Origin of the sequence: Providencia sp. 2024EL-00732, assembly GCF_044006275.1 — a bacterium.
GTDB classification, from domain to species: Bacteria; Pseudomonadota; Gammaproteobacteria; order Enterobacterales; family Enterobacteriaceae; genus Providencia; species Providencia huashanensis.
Map to the genome: position 1 here is coordinate 435509 of NZ_JBIPDG010000001.1, position 18390 is coordinate 453898.

An 18390-nucleotide genomic window follows, 5' to 3' on the forward strand; every position below is an offset into this window, starting at 1 on the left:
ATTTTTGCGATAGTTTGCTCGTATTTAAAACTATCTGATGCGAAATACATCTTCCCGTACAGTTAAAAGCTTAAAAAACCGTCAATTAGCGAGTCGAACGAACTAAAATAAACTCTTCAGATTGTTTATGAAGCCACATAATCCGTGTTGCCATACCAATGGCTGCTGCGCTTAAGCCAATTATAAAACCAATCCAAAACCCTTTAGGCCCCATGGCTGGAGCAACAATATCGGTTAAGGCTAAGATATAGCCTGCAGGTAATCCTAGTAGCCAGTAAGCAGTAAAAGTAATAAAGAAAATAGAACGTGTATCTTTATAACCCCGTAGGATACCAGCACCAATAACTTGTACGGAATCTGATAATTGATAAATTGCGGCATATAGCATCAAACTAGACGCTAAAGCCACAACTTCCGGGTTTTTGTTATACATCATCGCAATTGGCTCACGGAATACGATAGTTAAAATAGCAGTAATACAAGCCACCATTAAGCCAACCGCTAAGCTAGTGTAAGATGAAACTTTAGCGGCCTCGGTAGATTTTTGCCCTAAATTATAACCAACCCGGATTGTTGCAGCGATCCCTAATGATAATGGGAACATAAACATCACTGAGCTAAAATTAAGAGCAACTTGGTGACCGGCAACGGCTATGACACCTAACGGTGCAACTAATAGTGCAACAACAGCAAATAATGTGACTTCAAAGAACAGAGCTAAACCAATAGGAGTACCTAATACAATGATGCGCTTTAAAATTAATGGATTTGGCGATGTAAAAACTAGAGTAGGGCGAATATCACGCTGAGAATGCGCTCGTTTCACATACCATCTCATCATTATGCACATAGCCCAATACACTGTAGCTGTCGCAACACCACAACCGACACCACCTAGTGCAGGTGCTCCAAAGTGCCCATAAATAAAGATATAATTGATAGGAATATTCACCATCAAACCAAGAAAACCAATAACCATCCCCGGTTTCGTTTTCGATAAACCTTCACATTGGCTACGATAGACTTGATAAAATAGGTATCCTGGCGCTCCCCACATGATTGCATGTAAGAATCGCACTGATTTATCGGCTAATTCAGCATCAATGTGCGGCATGTTATGAATGATTAACTGGCTATTATAGAGCAAACACATAATGCCCAACGCTAAGAACAATGCAAGCCATAGACCTTGCTGAACCTGATCGCCAATTAAATTTCGGCGACCTGACCCATTCATTTGAGCGACAATAGGCGTCAATGCCATCAATAGCCCTTGCCCAAAAAGAATAGCGGGCAGCCAGATTGAAACCCCAACTGCAACTGCGGACATCTCTATTTCACTAACGCTTCCAGCCATAATAGTATCCACAAACCCCATTGCAGTTTGTGAAAATTGAGCTAAAACAATAGGAATACCGAGTGCCAGCAAGCTACGCGCTTCTGTAAAATATTTCTGCACGCATACACCTTCATAATAAAACGAGTAATAGGAAAAAAACTAGAAAAATAAATGATTTACTTAAAGTATAAGCTTTAATAAAAACCGCTCATTCTATCCCTTTTCTAGAGAGAATCCAATAATGATATAATTGAATGTAATAAAAAAGCATTTTTAAACCTAGGTGCTGGTTATATCGCTAGTTTGCCAGTGAATTGGTCTGTCGCTTATCACTCAAATAAGATAGATCTCTAAGAATTCTTATGTAAACTGAAGTCATTAATTCACTACACTGAGATTTATTATGTTTACAGGCATTGTCCAAGCTACAGCTCCTATTATAGAAATCACTGAAAGAGCTAATTTTCGTACTCATGTAATGAAATTTACCCCTGAATTATTAGTCGGCTTAGAAACAGGGGCATCTGTTGCACATAACGGCTGTTGCCTTACAGTGACAAAAATTGATGGTGAAAAGGTTAGCTTTGATCTCATTAAAGAAACATTACGTTTAACCAACCTTGGCGCACTAAAAGAAGGGGATGTGGTTAATATTGAACGTGCTGCTAAATACGGTGATGAAATTGGGGGGCATGTTGTTTCTGGTCATATTATGACAACTGCAGAAATCAGTAAAATTTTCACCTCAGAAGATAACCATCAAATTTGGTTGGCGATTCACGATAAATCATTGATGAAATATATTTTACATAAAGGGTTTGTTGCCATAGATGGTATCAGCTTAACTGTAGGTGATGTCATCAATAATCGTTTTTGTGTGCATTTGATCCCAGAGACTTTGGAGCGAACTACATTAGGTCAAAAACGTTTAGGGGACAAAGTGAATATTGAAATCGATCCTCAGACTCAGGCAATCGTTGATACGGTTGAACGTGTTTTGAACCAAAAAGAACAAGAAAAGTTTTTACAACAAACTAATGAAACAATAGAAGCTAATGAGCCTTAGTAAATATTACCTTTAAGGGGTCTTAAGCTGTTAGTTAGGTTTGATTACTTTATCTAATTAGGCTATAGCAGCGGTTTATGGTGCTATAGCCAAGGTCAATTACGAAGGGGGAATTAATTTATCGGGCGTGTTTAATAATCTAATTCTACAATTCTGCTAATTACAATAAGTTAAAATTAATAAAAGAGGGTGAAATTTTTATTAATGGCTAACCTTAAACGTCAACTAGTTATTTTTCACTGAAGTTGACTGAAAAACTAGCGTTATCACGCTCAATTGCATCGACTAGACGTTTGAAATGTGGACTATTTTTATGCATCTCTAGCGCTTGAGTATTTTCCCACTCTTCGAAAACAATGTAACCATTTTCTTTAGCCATAAGATCATATTGAATGCATCCTTTCTCTCGGCGACTTAATTTTGCTAAGTCACGAACGATTTCTCGCGTCAAATACCCATCTGATTTTTCCGTCGTAATTTGGGCATACACAACAATACTCATTCCTTTCTCCTTATGTATTAAGAACTATCTTAATGGGTACTTAGTTTTTGTATTGTAAAAAAGCGAATACTCTGATTTTAAAAATGCCGACGGGGTCATAGTAAAGTATCTTTTAAAATCGCGATAAAAGTGGGACTGATCATAATAGCCTGTTTCAAACCATCGGTATGTATCTTGTTCTACTACCATACTCTTCAAAACATGCTCTAAGCGGCAATTGATCTGATAACGTTTTGGGGTAATGCCATACTCTTTTAAAAACTCTTTTTGAATAACCCGTACATGTAATCCTGTTTCTTCAGCAAGTTCTGTTATTTTTTTTGTAGGGTTGCGATACAGCAATTCTAAAATGTCATCGATAAAATGAGGCTTTTTATTGGCTTTAGTTCGATTGAAGCAATCTAAAAGTTCTTTAAATGATGAGTTGACTAAGGACTCAAACCAGCGATCTTGCCATATTTCACTCAGAGCCATAGGCCTATCAGTGTAATTAAACGTACTAAGGGGAAGTAAAAAGCGCAGTGCATCATGGCGTATACGCAACACCATTACTTTTGAATGGTTAGGATTAGCCGTGAATGTATTGACTCTAGGAATAATTAATTGGAAAGAGTCTGTTGTTGAATGTTTTTCTGTTGACATGCAAAAAGAATCTGATGAAACCCAAATTTCAGCACCAGTTCCTGGAAAAATTTTAATTGTTCCTGAAAATTCTTTAATGATCAAAATTGAACTAACAAAGGATTTTAATTCATCTGGTGGATAATACTGTTTCAACATCATTCTTGAGCACTCATTATTTGATATGGCAATGATAACGCTTTCTAACAAGAAAATTAACTATAGAAAATCTATATCTTAGTAGATAAAAAAATAAAATCCCTCTATTTTAGTGAAATACGCTTTAAATATTAGAAATATATGAAGTAGATACAGTTTTTAGTCTTTGAGTATCTAAATAACAGATAAGATTATTTGTCATGAATAACTGAATATTCGCGGTGAGAAGTTGGGAGTATTTTTATTGGTTAATAAACGAAAACCATGCCGCTAAGCTTGCGGCATGGTTTAAAGTGAATCATATGTTGTTATCAATCGGCTTGGCAATCGGCATGTTTTAGCGCTTTTTCACTATTGCTGGAACAACGTTGCATAAAATAACCAATCGTCATTGGAATGATGGTTGCAGCCATTACCCCCGTTGTTGCCAGAAGTGGGTCGAAAGTAAGAGCAGAAACGAGCAAGCTGGCTAAAAAACATAACCCTAATTGCAAGGCATTTTGTAATGCCGCCGCTTTACCACTTGCACTCGGGAATGCATTTAATGCTTTCGAAACAGCGATTGGATAGGAAGCCCCATTCATCGCCGCCATAAAGCAAAATGGGATCAAAATCATAGTTAGTGACGGAGTACTGTAGATAGCTATAATGAATAAGATTGCCATGCTTACTGCATAACCCGTCAATAATAGAGGGAATAAAGTTTCAGCGCGAACTTTTGCTAATACAATACGACAGCCATAGCCACCAACAATGAAAGCTAAGGTTTGAGGGATATAACTTAAGCCTATATCTGCTGGGTTAAACCCCATATTCCGCAAAATAAATGGCGAGCCCGTTAACCAAGCGAAAAAGCCAGCACTACAAGAGGCATAAACAAGTACATTACCACTAAAAATAGGTGAACTTAACAAGTTAGCAAAAGAGACTTTAGTTTTGGGTTGTTTTTCATCCGTGATGTTTTTGACAGAAACATTCTTCAAAAATAACGTTGGTAATAAAAGTAATATACCTACGGCCATGAGGATCAGAAAAATGGCTTCCCAAGTTTGGTGTTCTAAAACCCAAGCACCTAATAAAGGCGCCAAAGCAGGGGATAAAGCGACTAATGGCATAATAGAGGCAAAAACTTTTTGCGTGCTTGCTTCATCATAGCGGTCAATAACGAGAGCTTGCCATAAAACGGCCGCAGAACAGACACCGACAGCTTGTAGAAAACGCAAAGTTAAGAGTTGTGTCGCAGTTTCAACCCAAAAAATAGCTAGGCTGCTTAAAATGAAAATAGCCAACCCAACGATAAGCACAGGTTTACGACCAAGTTTGTCTGATAATGGTCCCCATAGAAGCTGAGCAAAAGCAAAACCAGCTAAAAATATACTGAGAGAAGCGCTGATAGCCCCTTCTGTGGTATGCAGTGAGTTTTGCATTGCCCCAAAAGCAGGTAGATACATATCAATCGCTAAAAACCCCAGCATGCTTAACCCTGCAAGGTAAATCATAAACCCAGGGGAATTTTTTTTCACAGTATTCGTCATAATTATTACTTATTTGATATTTAAAAAAATGTTAACAGTAGTTCTATTGTATAGGCTATTTTTTTATGTTGTGAAACGGTAATATTTGGATCTTGCTATCAAAATTTTTGAAAGGAGATGTTATGTGGTCAGCTCATGCGCTCGAAGTCATTGATGCAGTGGCTCGTACGGGAAGTTTTAGTGGTGCTGCCGATGAGTTGCACCGTGTTCCATCTGCGATTAGCTATACGGTAAAACAAATTGAGGAATGGCTTGCTGTCCCTTTATTTGAACGTCGCCATCGTGATGTAGTTCTTACCGAGGCGGGGGCAATATTTATTAAACAAAGTCGTTCTGTTATCAAAAAAATGACAGATACCAGACATCAATGCCAACAAGTCGCAAATGGTTGGCGTGGTCAATTTAGTATCGCAGTTGACTGCATTGTCAAACCGCAGCGCACAGAACAACTCATTCTAGATTTCTATCGTCATTTTCCTGATATTGAACTGTATATTCACCCTGAAGTGTTTAATGGTGTTTGGGATGCTTTAGCTGATGGTCGTGTTGATGTGGCGATTGGCGCAACACGTGCTTCCCCCATTGGTGAAAGATACAGTTTTCGTGATATGGGTTTCATGTCTTGGATGTGTGTTGCGAGCCCTGAGCACCCATTAGCCAAAATAGAAGGTAAGTTGGTGGATGAACAAATGCGTGAATACCCCAGTTTATGCTTAGAAGATACCTCCCGTAATTTACCCAAAAGAGACACATGGGCCCTTGATAACCAGCGGCGTCTTGTTGTGCCTTATTGGGAAAATGGTTTGGCATGTTTAGTCAATGGGCTATGTGTGGGCATGGTGCCCGAACACCGCGCAACCCCTTTATGCGAGGAAGGGAAGTTAGTGGAATTGGCATTAGTACAACCATTTCCACCAAGCCCTTGCTGCCTAACTTGGGTTGAAAAAAACACATCTCCAGCGTTAAGTTGGTTATTAGATTACCTCGGTGATACTGAAACACTTAACGCGGAATGGCTTTCAACTTAGGTTGCTAAGTTATCGGCGGTAATCAATAAATGGCCCATCAGCAACAGAGCGGCGTTCAACCAGCCGTGGATGTACCTCGATAGTTTGCGCATCTTCGCGCTTATTCACAATTCTATCGAGTAACATTGTAAAGGCCATTTGCCCTAAACGCTCTTTTGGCTGGTGGATAGTCGTTAGAGCAGGGGTAAAATAGCGCGCATTACGCACATTATCATAGCCAATCACTGAAATATCTTGCGGTACACGCAGGCCCATCTCATCTGCGGCGCAAATCGCTCCCATTGCCATAATATCACCACCACAGAAGACCGCGGTAGGGCGCTGTTTATGGCTAAGGATTTGCATCATTGCTTTGTAGCCTGATTCAGGCTCAAAATCCCCTTGGACGATCCACTCATCTTTTAACGTAATTTTGGCCTCTTCCATCGCTTTTTGGAAACCAGTTAAACGACCAATGCCTGTATTTCTTTCGAGTGAACCAGGAATGACACCGATATCACGGTGGCCACGGTCAATCAAATAACGCCCTGCAAGGTAGCCGCCATGGAATGAGTTGTCGATAATACTGTCAGTAAAATCACCTCGTGACGTACCCCAATCCATAACGACCATTGGAATATTACGATAATCTTCTAACATACTGATTAAAGTATCTGGGTATTCAGAGCACATAACGAGTAAACCATCCACGCGTTTTTGCGCAAGCATTTGTAGATAGGCTTTTTGTTTACCCAAATTATTATGGGAATTACAGAGGATTAGTGTATAGCCTTTTTCATAGCAGCTATTTTCAACTGATTCTATTACCTCAGCAAAATAGGGTGCTTCACTGGAGGTTGCCAGCAAACCAATCGACTTAGTGTGATTAACTTTTAGACTACGGGCAACCGCACTTGGTGAATAATTGAGCTCTTTAATTGCAGCCCAGACCGCAGCCTTAGTATCATCAGCCACAAAGCGCGTTTTATTAATAACATGGGATACGGTTGTGGTAGATACGCCAGCGCGTTTCGCCACATCTTTAATCGTTGCCATGGGGGAAAAAAACTCCTGACCAACAATAGGTCTCTATAAGCATTCTTGTTAAAAAATTACCAGCATATTGATGCATTGATCCTTTGCTGGCAATAATTTAGCGATTTGTTGTCGATTTTGTCTGATCTAGCGCAAAAACGAAAGAAATAATTGATGTTATAACATGTGATATAGGCACGAGTTTTGTTTTTTTGGATATATATACTTAATAACCTTTGTGTTAATATGGTTATTCGCTAATTCAATTACGTTTAGATGAGAGGAACTCATGGATACAGATGTTAAATATGGATTACTGGCTGCGTTGGGTTCATTAGCAATGATTATTTTTATTGCTGCACATATTTTTTGATTTTATTTTTACTCATAGCAATGTGCGTAAAAAATAAGGGCGAGATATCTCGCCCTTAGCTATTTAGAAATCAACAGATATCACTACGCTAAATTTTCTTCAACAAACTTCCAATTGACTAGCGCCCAGAAGTTTTCTAAGTATTTAGGACGCGCGTTACGGTAATCGATATAGTAAGCATGCTCCCAAATATCAACTGTTAATACAGGCTTATCTTCACCAGAAATTGGCGTTGCAGCATTAGATGTATTAACGATAGCTAAGCTACCATCGGTTTTTTTCACTAGCCATGTCCAACCTGCGCCAAAGTTTTTGGTCGCAGCGTCAGTAAATTGCGCTTTAAACTCAGCGAAAGAACCGAATGCTTTATTAATCGCATCAGCAACTTTGCCTGTTGGTTCTCCACCTGCATTTGGCGCTAAACAATGCCAATAGAATGTGTGGTTCCAAACTTGAGCAGCATTGTTAAAAACCCCAGCGTCAGAAGTTTTGATGATCTCTTCTAGAGATTTACCTTCGAAGTTAGTGCCTTTGATGAGGTTGTTTAAGTTAACAACATAAGTGTTGTGGTGCTTGCCATAGTGATATTCTAAGGTTTCAGCAGAGATATATGGTTCTAAAGCATCTTTAGCATACGGTAGAGCGGGTAGTTCAAAAGACATTGCGTACTCCTTGATTGCTTTTGTATAAAATACTTCGGGTGTTTGCTCTTAAAATGAGCTAATTAAAAGATGGCAATTTGTTATCAACATTTCGCTCATTGGCGAGATGGTATTTAATATATTAATGATAACACGATAAACCTTACAAAGGGTAACGGTAATCATGTTACTTATATGTTAGCAAAAAACAAAATCATTAACTATTTATATTGTATGGGTATTTGTGAGGAAGAACGCCAGTTTTTCGAATTTAAACAATAGCGAGTTATTTGTTTGACTTAGGTGAGCAGAAGATAGAAAAGGTGCCTTTTTGGTTTTTTGGATGTTATAGTAATGCCCCTGTAAAACTGGCATATTGTATGAAACAATTAAGTTTCACATTATAATGGTCAATGCATTCTATTAAGTCGCAGTAAATCATGCTTGTCGGCTGACTGCAAAACCAGCATCTTTGTTCTAAGGAAGTAAAAATGACGACAATTGAAAGAATCGAGCGCCAAATCAAAGAAAACCCAATTTTATTATACATGAAAGGCTCTCCAAAACTTCCGAGCTGTGGTTTTTCTGCTCAAGCAGTCCAAGCTCTGTCTTCTTGTGGTGAACGCTTTGCTTATGTTGATATCCTACAAAACCCAGATATTCGTGCAGAACTGCCAAAATATGCAAATTGGCCAACTTTTCCTCAACTGTGGGTTGATGGGGAACTGGTTGGGGGCTGTGATATTATCATGGAAATGTTCCAGCGCGGTGAACTTCAATCATTGATTAAAGAAACTGCGGATAAATATCGCCCAACAGACGAAACTAGCGCAGAATAATATTGCGATAGATAACAAAAAACCGTATTTAGCTAACGTAGTGGTATTTTAGCAAATACGGTTTTTTTATATGTAATTCAATTACTCTTCGTTCTCAACGATAGGCCAGCCACCAAGCTTTTTCCATTTGTTGACAATCTCACAAAACAATAGGGCAGTACGGTTAGTATCATACAGAGCACCGTGGGCTTGTTTCCCATCAAATGGAATACCTGCAGCGACACATGCTTTTGCTAAAATAGTTTGGCCGTACACTAAACCACTTAATGCTGCAGTATCGAAGGTTGCAAATGGGTGGAATGGGTTACGTTTTAAACTCGCGCGTTCTGCGGCATTCATAACAAAGCTGTGATCAAAATTTGCATTATGAGCAACAATAATTGCGCGGTTACAATCCGTGTTCTTCATTCCTTTGCGGATCACTTTAAATATTGCGTGTAATGCTTCGTATTCACTTACGGCCCCACGTAATGGATTAGTAGGGTCAATGCCAGTAAAGGCGAGCGCAGATGGCTCAAGGTTTGCACCCTCAAATGGCTCTATATGAAAATGCAATGTTTCATCCATAGACAGCCAGCCGTCTTTATCCATTTTTAAGGTAATCGCGGCGATTTCTAACAGCCCGTCAGTTTTGGCATTAAACCCACCGGTTTCAACATCAATAACAACAGGGTAATAACCCCTGAAACGGTTAACCAGGGCATTAGGATTATTTTTTTCAGACATTAGGACTTTCGATTATAAGTTTCTGATTGGCTCGTATTATGCCAAAACCAGTAAAAATTTGTAGGTAAACATAGAAGAAAATTAAGGCAGCCAATTGGCAGCCTTAATTTTGTAATTGAAAGGTCAATTAGTGACCTAAGCCTTTACTTGCACTTTTGTTTTCAATTAATTCAATTTTATAGCCATCAGGGTCTTCAACAAATGCGATAACAGTTGTTCCCCCTTTTACAGGGCCGGCTTCACGAGTAACATTACCACCTGCATTGCGGATATCATCACAAGTTTTTGCAACGTCATCGACACCTAGTGCAATATGACCATAAGCATTCCCCATATCGTAGTGATCAACACCCCAATTATAGGTTAGCTCAATGACTGCGCCTTCGCTTTCATCACTATAACCAACAAAAGCAAGAGAATATTTATACTCAGTATTTTCACTGGTTCTTAACAGGCGCATGCCCAGTACTTTGGTGTAAAAATCGATTGAACGCTGCATATCTGTAACACGCAACATAGTATGAAGTAAGCGCATATTATAAACCTCTTAAAATTTCCAGAAAAAACCTGAATCGTTGTATTTATTAATATAACGTGTCTATATTGATAAATACAATGGTTGTAGTATATTTTTTAATCGAACGGCAGTGATGCTTATTTTCATAGTATATCATACATTTATTGTGTTTTTTCTTTTAAGGGGATACCTATATGGCTGAGCAACTCGAGTTCTTTGATATTCCAAGCCCTTGCCGTGGTATTTGCCAAGTAAATGAACAAGGTTACTGCCGAGGTTGTTATCGTACACGAGATGAGCGTTTTAACTGGTTAAAATTTTCTGATCCTGAAAAACGAAATATTATTCGATTATGCCGTCAACGGTACTTAAGGTCACTGAGTAAACAGGCGACTGCAAAAGATTTACCCGATCCCCAACAACAGCTTTTTTAAAGTGTTATACAAATGAATCTATTTTTATAATTCAATCAATTGCTTTGTTAATTAAAGTAACTAGTTCTTTTTTAATTATTTTATTTTAATTAATTTCGTTGTTTATCTTTCAATAAAATTTTATTTATTCAAAATAGCTATAGATTCTATAAAAACAACCATAAATAACATATTTTTAAGATTAACTATATACTTTTGTTTTTAAACCATTTATTTGGTATTGCTTTTTTTATTGTTAGTTGTAATTACTATAAGGGTTAAAATAGATAGATCCGAAAGGAGAGTAAGGCTATTCTTATTAATAAGATAATTGATAGGTTGCTTTATTAAGCCTACTAATTTGAAAAGGCATGAGTCGCAAGGTATTAGTTAGAGGTACATCGTCTCATGAAGAGTTTGTCATCACTATAAATAGGTATTTGTTGTCCTATGCATCAATAAAAAGTTGTAAATATAAAAGGAAATTAATATATAATTTAAAAAATAATATGAGTCTGGTATATTTTTTAGACATTATAATTATATAAAGGAGGGTAAATTGGAATCACAAATTGGAACAGAATTATCACGTGTAGTCCGTATGTGGAGAGCATTAATCGATCATCGTTTAAAACCCCTTAAACTTACGCAAACACATTGGGTTACATTACATAATATTAGCCAGTTACCACCGGAACAATCGCAAATACAACTGGCAAAGGCAATAGGAATAGAACAACCATCACTAGTGAGAACCCTTGACCAATTAGAGGAAAAAAAACTCATTTCTAGGCATATATGTGCAAATGATAGGAGAGCTAAAAGAATAAAATTGACAGAAGAGTCTGAACCATTTATTAAGACAGTAGACCAAGTAATTAATAATACACGGCTAGAAATATTGAATAATATTAGTGAAGAAGAGCTTGAGCAACTGTCTCAGTTACTTCTTAAACTTGAAAGAAACATTATACAGTTACAGAATGACTCTTGAATTTGGTATAATTTAGCATGTGAATAAATATAACACCAACTATTATTATGGTGATTATTATAAAGACAATAATTATTCAAATTGATTTTAAATAAAATGATCTTTATAGATGGCAAATTATTTCTGTGAAATATATATTGTATTGCAGTTATTTTTGTAGTGTATGGTTTGAGTTAAAATAATTTCTTTAACATTATTCTGCAATCATTAGTTAGTGATGATACACGGCTTGTAGAATACTCAGCAATAAAACCTTCACTAAAAAATGATAACTTAAATAACTATTTCACATTGAATAATGAAATATCTATATGTATAACTAGAGGGATGACTAACTAGAATACTACACATGATATTAAAGATAAAAATATAGGAAAATAATTAATTAATAGAGGTTATTAATAACTAAATATTAGTTAATTAACACTAAGTATGTTCACCGACCATGAGCCGGTGAACATATTTTAATTTAGAATAGTAAAGTTAGCGAGGAGATACAGTGACTGTATTGCCGCTATTTGCAATCATAACGCGTTGACCGTTACGGAAAGTGCTTGGGTCTTGTTTTTGAACAACCACGATATTTTTGCCGCTATCTAAGCGAATTTCTAACTGAACCCCTTGGCTTTTATTCAATGCGCCTTGTGCTTGCTGACCTGCTAAGCCACCTGCTATTGCGCCTGCTGCAGTTGCTAGTGTATTACCAGTACCACCACCAATAGTGTTACCTAATAAACCACCGAGCACAGCACCACCAATTGCGCCAATAACGTTACCATCTTCACCAGCTTGAATTGTCACAGGGCGGGCATTCAAAACGGTACCATAGGTTACAGTCTGTACCTGTTTCGCATCCTTGGCTGAAATAGTATCACCAGAAAGCGTACTGGTATTGACACAGCCTGATAACGCTGCAACTGCAACAACACCTACAAAAACTTTCTTAAGCATAATAACTCCTATGAGATTTGCTGTCTGTGGCACTAACATAGCATCGTATATTTGTTTTCACCATAAACACAACAATTATCAAAATAATGGTATTAAAAAGCGAAGGTTAGATTACTTATTTTGGTTTAAATAGAGTGTAAACACTAGGTAAAATATCTCAAATTCAGGATTATTTCACTGACAAAGGCACTGTTTGTTAAAGGGATGTCAAGTTATGAGTATGATTTCGCATCTATAGCTAAATAGGACGCCTTATCATCTTAGTCAAGACCCTGTAACTAGTGCTTGGTTTATAATTTTATTATGAACCATTGTAAACAAAAAGAGAAATCGTGATATTAAAAAGTGCCTTTTTTATTTAGTTTGTCTAGTTATTTTTAACTTAAAGGTGATTATTTATTATTCCTGCGAAGCTGCCCGAGAAATTGCATCGAATTGTTGACAAAAATCTTCATCAAAGCACAATCTTTTATAGTGATATTTAGTCAAGTTAATGTGCACACTGAAGGAACAAGCATAATGATTAAGTCCGGTCGTTACATAGGTGTCATGTCGGGAACGAGTTTAGACGGTGTTGATGTGGTGCTTGCAGCAATCAGTGATAAGTTTGTTGCTGAACAATCTAGTTTGAGTGTCACATTCCCAATTGAATTAAAGAAAAAAATTTTAAATATTTGCCAAGGGCAAACAACAACATTGTCAGAGGTTGGCAAAATTGATCGGCAGTTAGGGTCATTGTATGCAGATGCTATTAATCAGCTGTTGGTACAAACCAGTTTAACGTCTGAAGATATCATCGCTATTGGCTGCCATGGTCAAACTGTTTGGCATGAACCTGATGGTGAACAGCCTTTTACCATGCAATTAGGTGATAACAACAGAGTTGCCGCTTTAACGGGGATTACCACTGTTGGGGATTTTCGTCGTAGGGACATGGCATATGGCGGGCAAGGTGCACCATTGGTGCCTGCATTTCACCTTGCTGTATTAGGGCATCCTACTGAGAAACGCATTGTATTAAATATTGGTGGAATTGCGAATGTGACAGCTTTATTACCCGGTGCTTATGTTAAAGGCTACGATACAGGTCCTGGGAATATGTTAATGGATACATGGACTTGGCGTAATAAACAGAAAGCATATGATAAAGACGGTCAATGGGCGAGTAGTGGCAAGGTCGATAACACATTATTAAAATCCATGCTAAGCGACCCATATTTTAGACGCTCATCCCCTAAAAGCACAGGGCGTGAATATTTTAATATGCAATGGTTAGAGAAACACTTAGATAAGTTTCCATTAATTTCTGCTGAGGATGTTCAAGCAACGCTTTGTGAGCTGACGGCAACATCGATTACTGACCAAGTTTTATTATGTGGCGGCTGTGAGCGCTTAATTGTTTGTGGTGGTGGCGCAAAGAATCACTTTCTAATGCAGCGTTTAGCGGCTTTGTTACCGGGGATTGAGGTCGCTCCCAGTGATAAATTTGGGTTAAGTGGTGACGATATGGAAGCGTTAGCTTTTGCGTGGTTAGCGGCTCGAACTGTAGCCGGTTTATCAGGAAATCTTGCTTCTGTAACAGGGGCAAGTGAAGAAACTGTTCTCGGTGCGATATACCCTAAAAATATCGCTAAAAAATAACCGTATTAAGGATATAAAAATGAACGAGCTAGATGAAATAGACCTCGCATCGGTACGTCGTGAATACACAAAAGGTGGTTTAAGACGTAATGATTTAACACCAAACCCATTAACACTGTTTGAATTGTGGATGAAGCAAGCGTGCGAGGCTCGTTTAAGTGACCCAACAGCAATGTCGGTTGCTACAGTTGATGAAACAGGGCAGCCCTATCAACGTATTGTATTGTTAAAGCATTTTGATGATAACGGTTTAATTTTTTATACCAATTTAGGTAGCAGAAAGGCGCAACATTTAGAAAAAAATAACAAAATAAGTTTGCACTTTCCATGGTACCCGCTAGAGCGCCAAGTCAATTTTACGGGTGTCGCTGAGCGATTAAATCCAATTGAAGTTGTTAAGTATTTTCATAGTAGGCCTAAAGACAGCCAAATTGCTGCGTGGGCCTCTGCGCAATCATCTAAAATCTCTGCTCGAGGGATTTTAGAAGGCAAGTTTTTAGAGCTAAAACAAAAATTCAAAAATGGCGAGGTTCCATTACCCAGTTTTTGGGGTGGGTTCCGAGTGGTTTTTAATAGCGTTGAGTTTTGGCAAGGGGGCGCTCACCGCCTTCATGACCGCTTTTTATATCAACGCGAAGGGGATGGCTGGAAAATTGACAGATTAGCCCCTTAATTATAGTTTTTTAACTGGCACTTAATTGATATGCGCTTTATGCTATAGACTCATTTAATAAAATTGACAAATTAAACTGACGAGCTTTTGATATGAGTCTCAAAATCGTTGGTTTTTTAACCCTAAATAGATAGACAAAATTCAACCGATGGAGTCATTGATGTCTAGCAATAACCTGATTAAACAATTGCAAGAGCGGGGCCTCGTTGCCCAGGTAACGGATGAGGATGCGTTAGCAGAGAGACTGGCGCAAGGGCCTATCTCCCTCTATTGCGGCTTCGACCCTACCGCTGACAGCTTGCACTTGGGACATCTGGTTCCTTTGCTGTGTTTAAAACGATTCCAACTAGCCGGGCACAAGCCTGTGGCGTTGGTGGGTGGCGCAACGGGCCTAATTGGCGATCCGAGCTTTAAAGCTACTGAACGTAAATTAAACACCACAGAAACCGTTCAAGAGTGGGTAGAAAAAATACGCAACCAAGTATCACCATTTTTAAGTTTTGATTGTGGTGATAACAGCGCACGCCTTGCTAACAATTATGATTGGTTTGGTAAAATGGATGTGCTGACATTCTTACGTGATATTGGTAAACATTTCTCCGTTAACCAAATGATCAACCGTGAATCTGTTAAGCAACGTTTAAACCGTGATGATGTAGGGATCTCGTTCACCGAGTTTGCTTATAACCTGCTACAGGGTTATGACTTTGCCAATATGAATAAAGAGATGGGTGTTGAACTGCAAATTGGGGGTTCAGACCAATGGGGTAACATTACCTCCGGTATCGACTTAACTCGTCGCTTACATCAAAATCAAGTGTTTGGTATGACAGTTCCTCTAATTACAAAAGCGGACGGTACTAAATTTGGTAAAACCGAGGGTGGTGCAGTATGGTTAGATTCTAAGAAAACTAGCCAATATAAATTCTATCAATTCTGGATTAACACCGCTGATGCTGACGTTTATCGTTTCTTAAAATTCTTCACTTTTATGGAATTAGAAGAAATTCAAGCATTGGAAGAAGAAGATAAAAATAGCGGTAAAGCACCTCGTGCTCAATATGTTTTAGCTGAGTTAGTGACTAAACTGGTGCATGGTGAAAGCGGGTTAGCCGCAGCAAAACGTATTACTGATAGTTTGTTCTCAGGTGCGGTATCTGATTTAACAGAAGCTGATTTTGAGCAATTAGCACAAGACGGCATGCCTTGTATTACACTAGATGCGGGAGCTGACTTACAACAAGCTCTAGTTGATTCAGAATTAACGCCATCTCGTGGACAAGCAAGAACTGCAATCAGTTCTAATGCAGTATCCATTAACGGTCAAAAACAAACAGACCCTATGTATGTATTTAGTGATGCAGACCGTTTATTTGGTCGTTATACTTTAATCCGTCGTGGTAAGAAAAACGACTGTTTAATTAATTGGAAATAGCTCTGACTAACCTTTGTAATATTAGCCTGGGGTTCCCCAGGCTATACTCGTCATATTTCAATTTGCATAGGTGTTGATTGTGTCCAGTTAGCCGAGTATAGAGTCAAGTATACTCATAGGACTCTCTTCTCTTGTCGCCTCCATGCAACTCGAATTATTTGGAGTATATTCATATTAGCAATGGCGAATCACTGATTTCTCTTCATTCGACATAACAATTCTTTGGGTTCTTAATGAAAAGCGTATTATCAATTCAATCCCATGTTGTTTTCGGCCATGCAGGAAACAGTGCCGCTGCATTTCCTATGTGCCGAATGGGCGTAGATGTGTGGCCACTTAATACCGTACAGTTTTCGAATCACACGCAATATCCACAGTGGACAGGGAATGTTTTTTCAGCTCAGCACTTAACCGATATCGTTGAAGGCTTAGCAAAAATCCATAAATTAGAAGTTTGTGATGCGGTTTTAAGTGGTTATATCGGTTCCGCAGAGCAAGGGGATGATATCCTTGCGATTGTACAAAAAGTTAAAGCGGCAAATCCACAAGCACTTTATTTTTGTGACCCTGTCATGGGGCATCCTGAAAAAGGCTGTATCGTTGCACCAGGTGTTGCTGAGTTTCTTTGTCACCGTGCATTAGCAGTAAGCGATGTCATCGCCCCAAATCTACTTGAGTTAGAAACTTTAGTTGGTAGAAGTATTAAAACAGTAGATGAAGCAGCACAAGCCGCTCGTGAATTATGTCACAAAGGGCCGAAAATTGTGCTGGTGAAGCATTTAAGCCGAGCAGGCTATCGGGCTGATCGTTTTGAAATGATCTTAGTGACGGCAGAGCATAGCTGGCATGTGAGTCGTCCACTTGTAGATTTTGGTGAAAAACAACCAGTAGGCGTCGGTGACTTAACGAGTGGTTTAATGTTAGTCAATTTATTGAAAGGGGAGCCTCTTGATAAAGGGCTTGAGCATGTTGCAGCCGCAGTATACGAAGTGATGATAAAAACCAAAGAAATGGGTGAATACGAATTACAACTGGTTGCAGCCCAAGACAAAATGGTCAATCCTGAACATAAATTCTGTGCGACGCAGTTAGATTAAATTTAATGAGTTAATAAAATAGATAGCGCCCGTTGGTTGAGCGCTATCTTACGGATTAAATCAGTCCTTCAGCTTTTAATGCATCTTGGACATTAGGGCGTTTGGCAATTTTAGCCATGTAATCTTGTAGGTGGGTTAGGCTAGCTAAATCCAGCCCGACATGTTTCGCCCAACCACTAACGGTAAATAAATAAGCATCGGCAACACTAAAGCTATCACCAGCAAAGAAAGCCTGTTTTGATAGTACGTTGTCGACATATTTAAACTTATTAAATAATATGCCACGAGCGGTGTCTTTATATTCTTCTGGTGTACCGGGGGTAAATAACGGCGAGAAATTTTTATGTAATTCTGTCGAAATAAAATTAAGGGCTTCGAGTTGGTGATAACGTTTCATCGACCCTGGTAGTGCGATTAGGTTACGATCAGGTTTTTGATCAGCAATATATTGAACAATAACAGCACCTTCTGTTAACTGCTCACCATTATCTAGCACTAAAGTTGGAACTTGTCCTTTAGGGTTTATTGCTAAATAATCCTCGCCTTTCTCTGTTTTTTTCTCTTTGATATTAACTCGTTCAATACTGAAGTCTAATCCAGTCTCACGCAGAATAATATGAGGGGACAGCGAGCAAGCACCGGGAGCGTAATACAATTTCATGATAAAACTCCTAAGTTATTAAGTGGGCATTCATATAGCAAATAAACACATATCACTTAAGTATATCATTACTTTCTGTTAACGAATTGCCATCAGGTGCGAGATACATACAAAAATTAAAATTTAAACAAAAATAGGGCCCAAGAGTAAAAATGAGAATGTTAA

19 protein-coding genes are annotated in these 18390 nt (G+C 38.4%); 9 read left to right on the forward strand and 10 right to left on the reverse strand.

Annotation, left to right across the window (positions count from 1 at the left end):
- Nucleotides 1-85 precede the first annotated feature (85 nt).
- Nucleotides 86-1459, reverse strand: coding sequence for an MATE family efflux transporter (locus tag ACHB7C_RS01990; RefSeq protein ID WP_048607015.1), 1374 nt, complete (start codon nt 1457-1459; stop codon nt 86-88).
- A 283-nt stretch (nt 1460-1742) separates the two neighbouring features.
- Here ACHB7C_RS01990 and ACHB7C_RS01995 point away from each other — a divergent pair, with 283 nt between their 5' ends.
- Nucleotides 1743-2405 (forward strand): riboflavin synthase, encoded by a 663-nt coding sequence (locus ACHB7C_RS01995; protein ID WP_042844031.1) that lies wholly within the window; start codon nt 1743-1745, stop codon nt 2403-2405.
- A gap of 229 nt (nt 2406-2634) precedes the next feature.
- Here ACHB7C_RS01995 and ACHB7C_RS02000 read toward each other — a convergent pair whose 3' ends face one another.
- The 3 genes from ACHB7C_RS02000 to punC all read right to left on the reverse strand — a co-directional run bounded on the left by ACHB7C_RS02000 (nt 2635) and on the right by punC (nt 5222).
- A complete protein-coding gene (locus ACHB7C_RS02000) occupies nt 2635-2907 on the reverse strand; it encodes a putative quinol monooxygenase (RefSeq protein WP_048607016.1) in 273 nt (90 codons plus the stop codon).
- Nucleotides 2908-2931: 24 nt separating this feature from the next.
- Entirely contained in the window at nt 2932-3690 is a 759-nt protein-coding gene (locus tag ACHB7C_RS02005; protein ID WP_395346254.1) for a helix-turn-helix transcriptional regulator, read from the reverse strand.
- Nucleotides 3691-3998: 308 nt separating this feature from the next.
- A complete protein-coding gene (gene punC / locus ACHB7C_RS02010; protein ID WP_048607018.1) occupies nt 3999-5222 on the reverse strand; it encodes a purine nucleoside transporter PunC in 1224 nt (407 codons plus the stop codon).
- A gap of 122 nt (nt 5223-5344) precedes the next feature.
- Here punC and punR point away from each other — a divergent pair, with 122 nt between their 5' ends.
- A complete protein-coding gene (gene punR / locus ACHB7C_RS02015) occupies nt 5345-6250 on the forward strand; it encodes a DNA-binding transcriptional activator PunR (protein ID WP_042844028.1) in 906 nt (301 codons plus the stop codon).
- 9 nt (nt 6251-6259) lie between these two features.
- On the opposite strand, the gene purR is transcribed toward punR, so the two are convergent.
- Both purR and sodB read right to left on the reverse strand, forming a co-directional pair.
- Complete coding sequence (gene purR / locus ACHB7C_RS02020) at nt 6260-7285, reverse strand: HTH-type transcriptional repressor PurR (RefSeq protein ID WP_042844027.1); 1026 nt, start codon at nt 7283-7285, stop codon at nt 6260-6262.
- 435 nt (nt 7286-7720) lie between these two features.
- Nucleotides 7721-8299, reverse strand: a complete 579-nt coding sequence (sodB, locus tag ACHB7C_RS02025; protein ID WP_042844026.1) for a superoxide dismutase [Fe] — start codon at nt 8297-8299, stop codon at nt 7721-7723.
- A 470-nt stretch (nt 8300-8769) separates the two neighbouring features.
- Between sodB and ACHB7C_RS02030 the strand changes: the two genes are divergently transcribed.
- Entirely contained in the window at nt 8770-9117 is a 348-nt protein-coding gene (locus tag ACHB7C_RS02030; protein WP_042844025.1) for a Grx4 family monothiol glutaredoxin, read from the forward strand.
- Between the two features lie 81 nt (nt 9118-9198).
- Here the strand turns inward: ACHB7C_RS02030 and rnt are convergent, their stop codons facing one another.
- On the reverse strand, nt 9199-9843 hold the full coding sequence (gene rnt / locus ACHB7C_RS02035) for a ribonuclease T (protein ID WP_042844024.1): 645 nt from the start codon (nt 9841-9843) through the stop codon (nt 9199-9201).
- 127 nt (nt 9844-9970) lie between these two features.
- Entirely contained in the window at nt 9971-10378 is a 408-nt protein-coding gene (gene gloA, locus ACHB7C_RS02040) for a lactoylglutathione lyase (RefSeq protein WP_129465838.1), read from the reverse strand.
- A gap of 176 nt (nt 10379-10554) precedes the next feature.
- On the opposite strand from gloA, the gene ACHB7C_RS02045 reads away from it, so the two are divergent.
- Both ACHB7C_RS02045 and slyA read left to right on the forward strand, forming a co-directional pair.
- A complete protein-coding gene (locus tag ACHB7C_RS02045; RefSeq protein ID WP_042844023.1) occupies nt 10555-10794 on the forward strand; it encodes a DUF1289 domain-containing protein in 240 nt (79 codons plus the stop codon).
- Nucleotides 10795-11332: 538 nt separating this feature from the next.
- The gene (gene slyA, locus ACHB7C_RS02050; RefSeq protein WP_042844021.1) at nt 11333-11767 is read left to right on the forward strand and encodes a transcriptional regulator SlyA; all 435 of its coding nucleotides are present in this window, start codon (nt 11333-11335) and stop codon (nt 11765-11767) included.
- Nucleotides 11768-12250: 483 nt separating this feature from the next.
- Here the strand turns inward: slyA and ACHB7C_RS02055 are convergent, their stop codons facing one another.
- The gene (locus ACHB7C_RS02055) at nt 12251-12718 is read right to left on the reverse strand and encodes a glycine zipper 2TM domain-containing protein (RefSeq protein WP_042844020.1); all 468 of its coding nucleotides are present in this window, start codon (nt 12716-12718) and stop codon (nt 12251-12253) included.
- A 519-nt stretch (nt 12719-13237) separates the two neighbouring features.
- On the opposite strand from ACHB7C_RS02055, the gene anmK reads away from it, so the two are divergent.
- The 4 genes from anmK to pdxY all read left to right on the forward strand — a co-directional run bounded on the left by anmK (nt 13238) and on the right by pdxY (nt 17564).
- Nucleotides 13238-14359 carry an anhydro-N-acetylmuramic acid kinase gene (gene anmK, locus ACHB7C_RS02060; protein ID WP_042844019.1) on the forward strand — a complete coding sequence of 374 codons (1122 nt, stop codon included), beginning with the start codon at nt 13238-13240 and terminating at the stop codon, nt 14357-14359.
- Nucleotides 14360-14378: 19 nt separating this feature from the next.
- Nucleotides 14379-15032: a pyridoxamine 5'-phosphate oxidase gene (gene pdxH, locus ACHB7C_RS02065; RefSeq protein WP_042844017.1), complete on the forward strand. Its 654-nt coding sequence runs from the start codon at nt 14379-14381 to the stop codon at nt 15030-15032.
- A gap of 160 nt (nt 15033-15192) precedes the next feature.
- Nucleotides 15193-16467 (forward strand): tyrosine--tRNA ligase, encoded by a 1275-nt coding sequence (gene tyrS, locus ACHB7C_RS02070; protein WP_042844016.1) that lies wholly within the window; start codon nt 15193-15195, stop codon nt 16465-16467.
- Nucleotides 16468-16700: 233 nt separating this feature from the next.
- Nucleotides 16701-17564 (forward strand): pyridoxal kinase PdxY, encoded by an 864-nt coding sequence (gene pdxY, locus ACHB7C_RS02075; protein WP_129465839.1) that lies wholly within the window; start codon nt 16701-16703, stop codon nt 17562-17564.
- A gap of 55 nt (nt 17565-17619) precedes the next feature.
- Here the strand turns inward: pdxY and gstA are convergent, their stop codons facing one another.
- Nucleotides 17620-18225 (reverse strand): glutathione transferase GstA, encoded by a 606-nt coding sequence (gstA, locus tag ACHB7C_RS02080; RefSeq protein ID WP_042844014.1) that lies wholly within the window; start codon nt 18223-18225, stop codon nt 17620-17622.
- Nucleotides 18226-18390: the final 165 nt, after the last annotated feature.

Excerpts from the sequence above, each read along its gene's own strand:
- ACHB7C_RS01995 (WP_042844031.1), top strand. The coding sequence starts at position 1,743 with ATGTTTACAGGCATTGTCCAAGCTACAGCTCCTATTATAGAAATCACT.
- sodB (WP_042844026.1), bottom strand. The coding sequence starts at position 8,299 with ATGTCTTTTGAACTACCCGCTCTACCGTATGCTAAAGATGCTTTAGAA.
- tyrS (WP_042844016.1), top strand. The coding sequence starts at position 15,193 with ATGTCTAGCAATAACCTGATTAAACAATTGCAAGAGCGGGGCCTCGTT.
- pdxH (WP_042844017.1), top strand. The coding sequence starts at position 14,379 with ATGAACGAGCTAGATGAAATAGACCTCGCATCGGTACGTCGTGAATAC.
- pdxY (WP_129465839.1), top strand. The coding sequence starts at position 16,701 with ATGAAAAGCGTATTATCAATTCAATCCCATGTTGTTTTCGGCCATGCA.
- gstA (WP_042844014.1), bottom strand. The coding sequence starts at position 18,225 with ATGAAATTGTATTACGCTCCCGGTGCTTGCTCGCTGTCCCCTCATATT.
- gloA (WP_129465838.1), bottom strand. The coding sequence starts at position 10,378 with ATGCGCTTACTTCATACTATGTTGCGTGTTACAGATATGCAGCGTTCA.
- purR (WP_042844027.1), bottom strand. The coding sequence starts at position 7,285 with ATGGCAACGATTAAAGATGTGGCGAAACGCGCTGGCGTATCTACCACA.
- ACHB7C_RS02030 (WP_042844025.1), top strand. The coding sequence starts at position 8,770 with ATGACGACAATTGAAAGAATCGAGCGCCAAATCAAAGAAAACCCAATT.
- ACHB7C_RS02055 (WP_042844020.1), bottom strand. The coding sequence starts at position 12,718 with ATGCTTAAGAAAGTTTTTGTAGGTGTTGTTGCAGTTGCAGCGTTATCA.
- punR (WP_042844028.1), top strand. The coding sequence starts at position 5,345 with ATGTGGTCAGCTCATGCGCTCGAAGTCATTGATGCAGTGGCTCGTACG.
- punC (WP_048607018.1), bottom strand. The coding sequence starts at position 5,222 with ATGACGAATACTGTGAAAAAAAATTCCCCTGGGTTTATGATTTACCTT.
- anmK (WP_042844019.1), top strand. The coding sequence starts at position 13,238 with ATGATTAAGTCCGGTCGTTACATAGGTGTCATGTCGGGAACGAGTTTA.
- rnt (WP_042844024.1), bottom strand. The coding sequence starts at position 9,843 with ATGTCTGAAAAAAATAATCCTAATGCCCTGGTTAACCGTTTCAGGGGT.
- ACHB7C_RS02045 (WP_042844023.1), top strand. The coding sequence starts at position 10,555 with ATGGCTGAGCAACTCGAGTTCTTTGATATTCCAAGCCCTTGCCGTGGT.
- ACHB7C_RS02000 (WP_048607016.1), bottom strand. The coding sequence starts at position 2,907 with ATGAGTATTGTTGTGTATGCCCAAATTACGACGGAAAAATCAGATGGG.
- ACHB7C_RS02005 (WP_395346254.1), bottom strand. The coding sequence starts at position 3,690 with ATGATGTTGAAACAGTATTATCCACCAGATGAATTAAAATCCTTTGTT.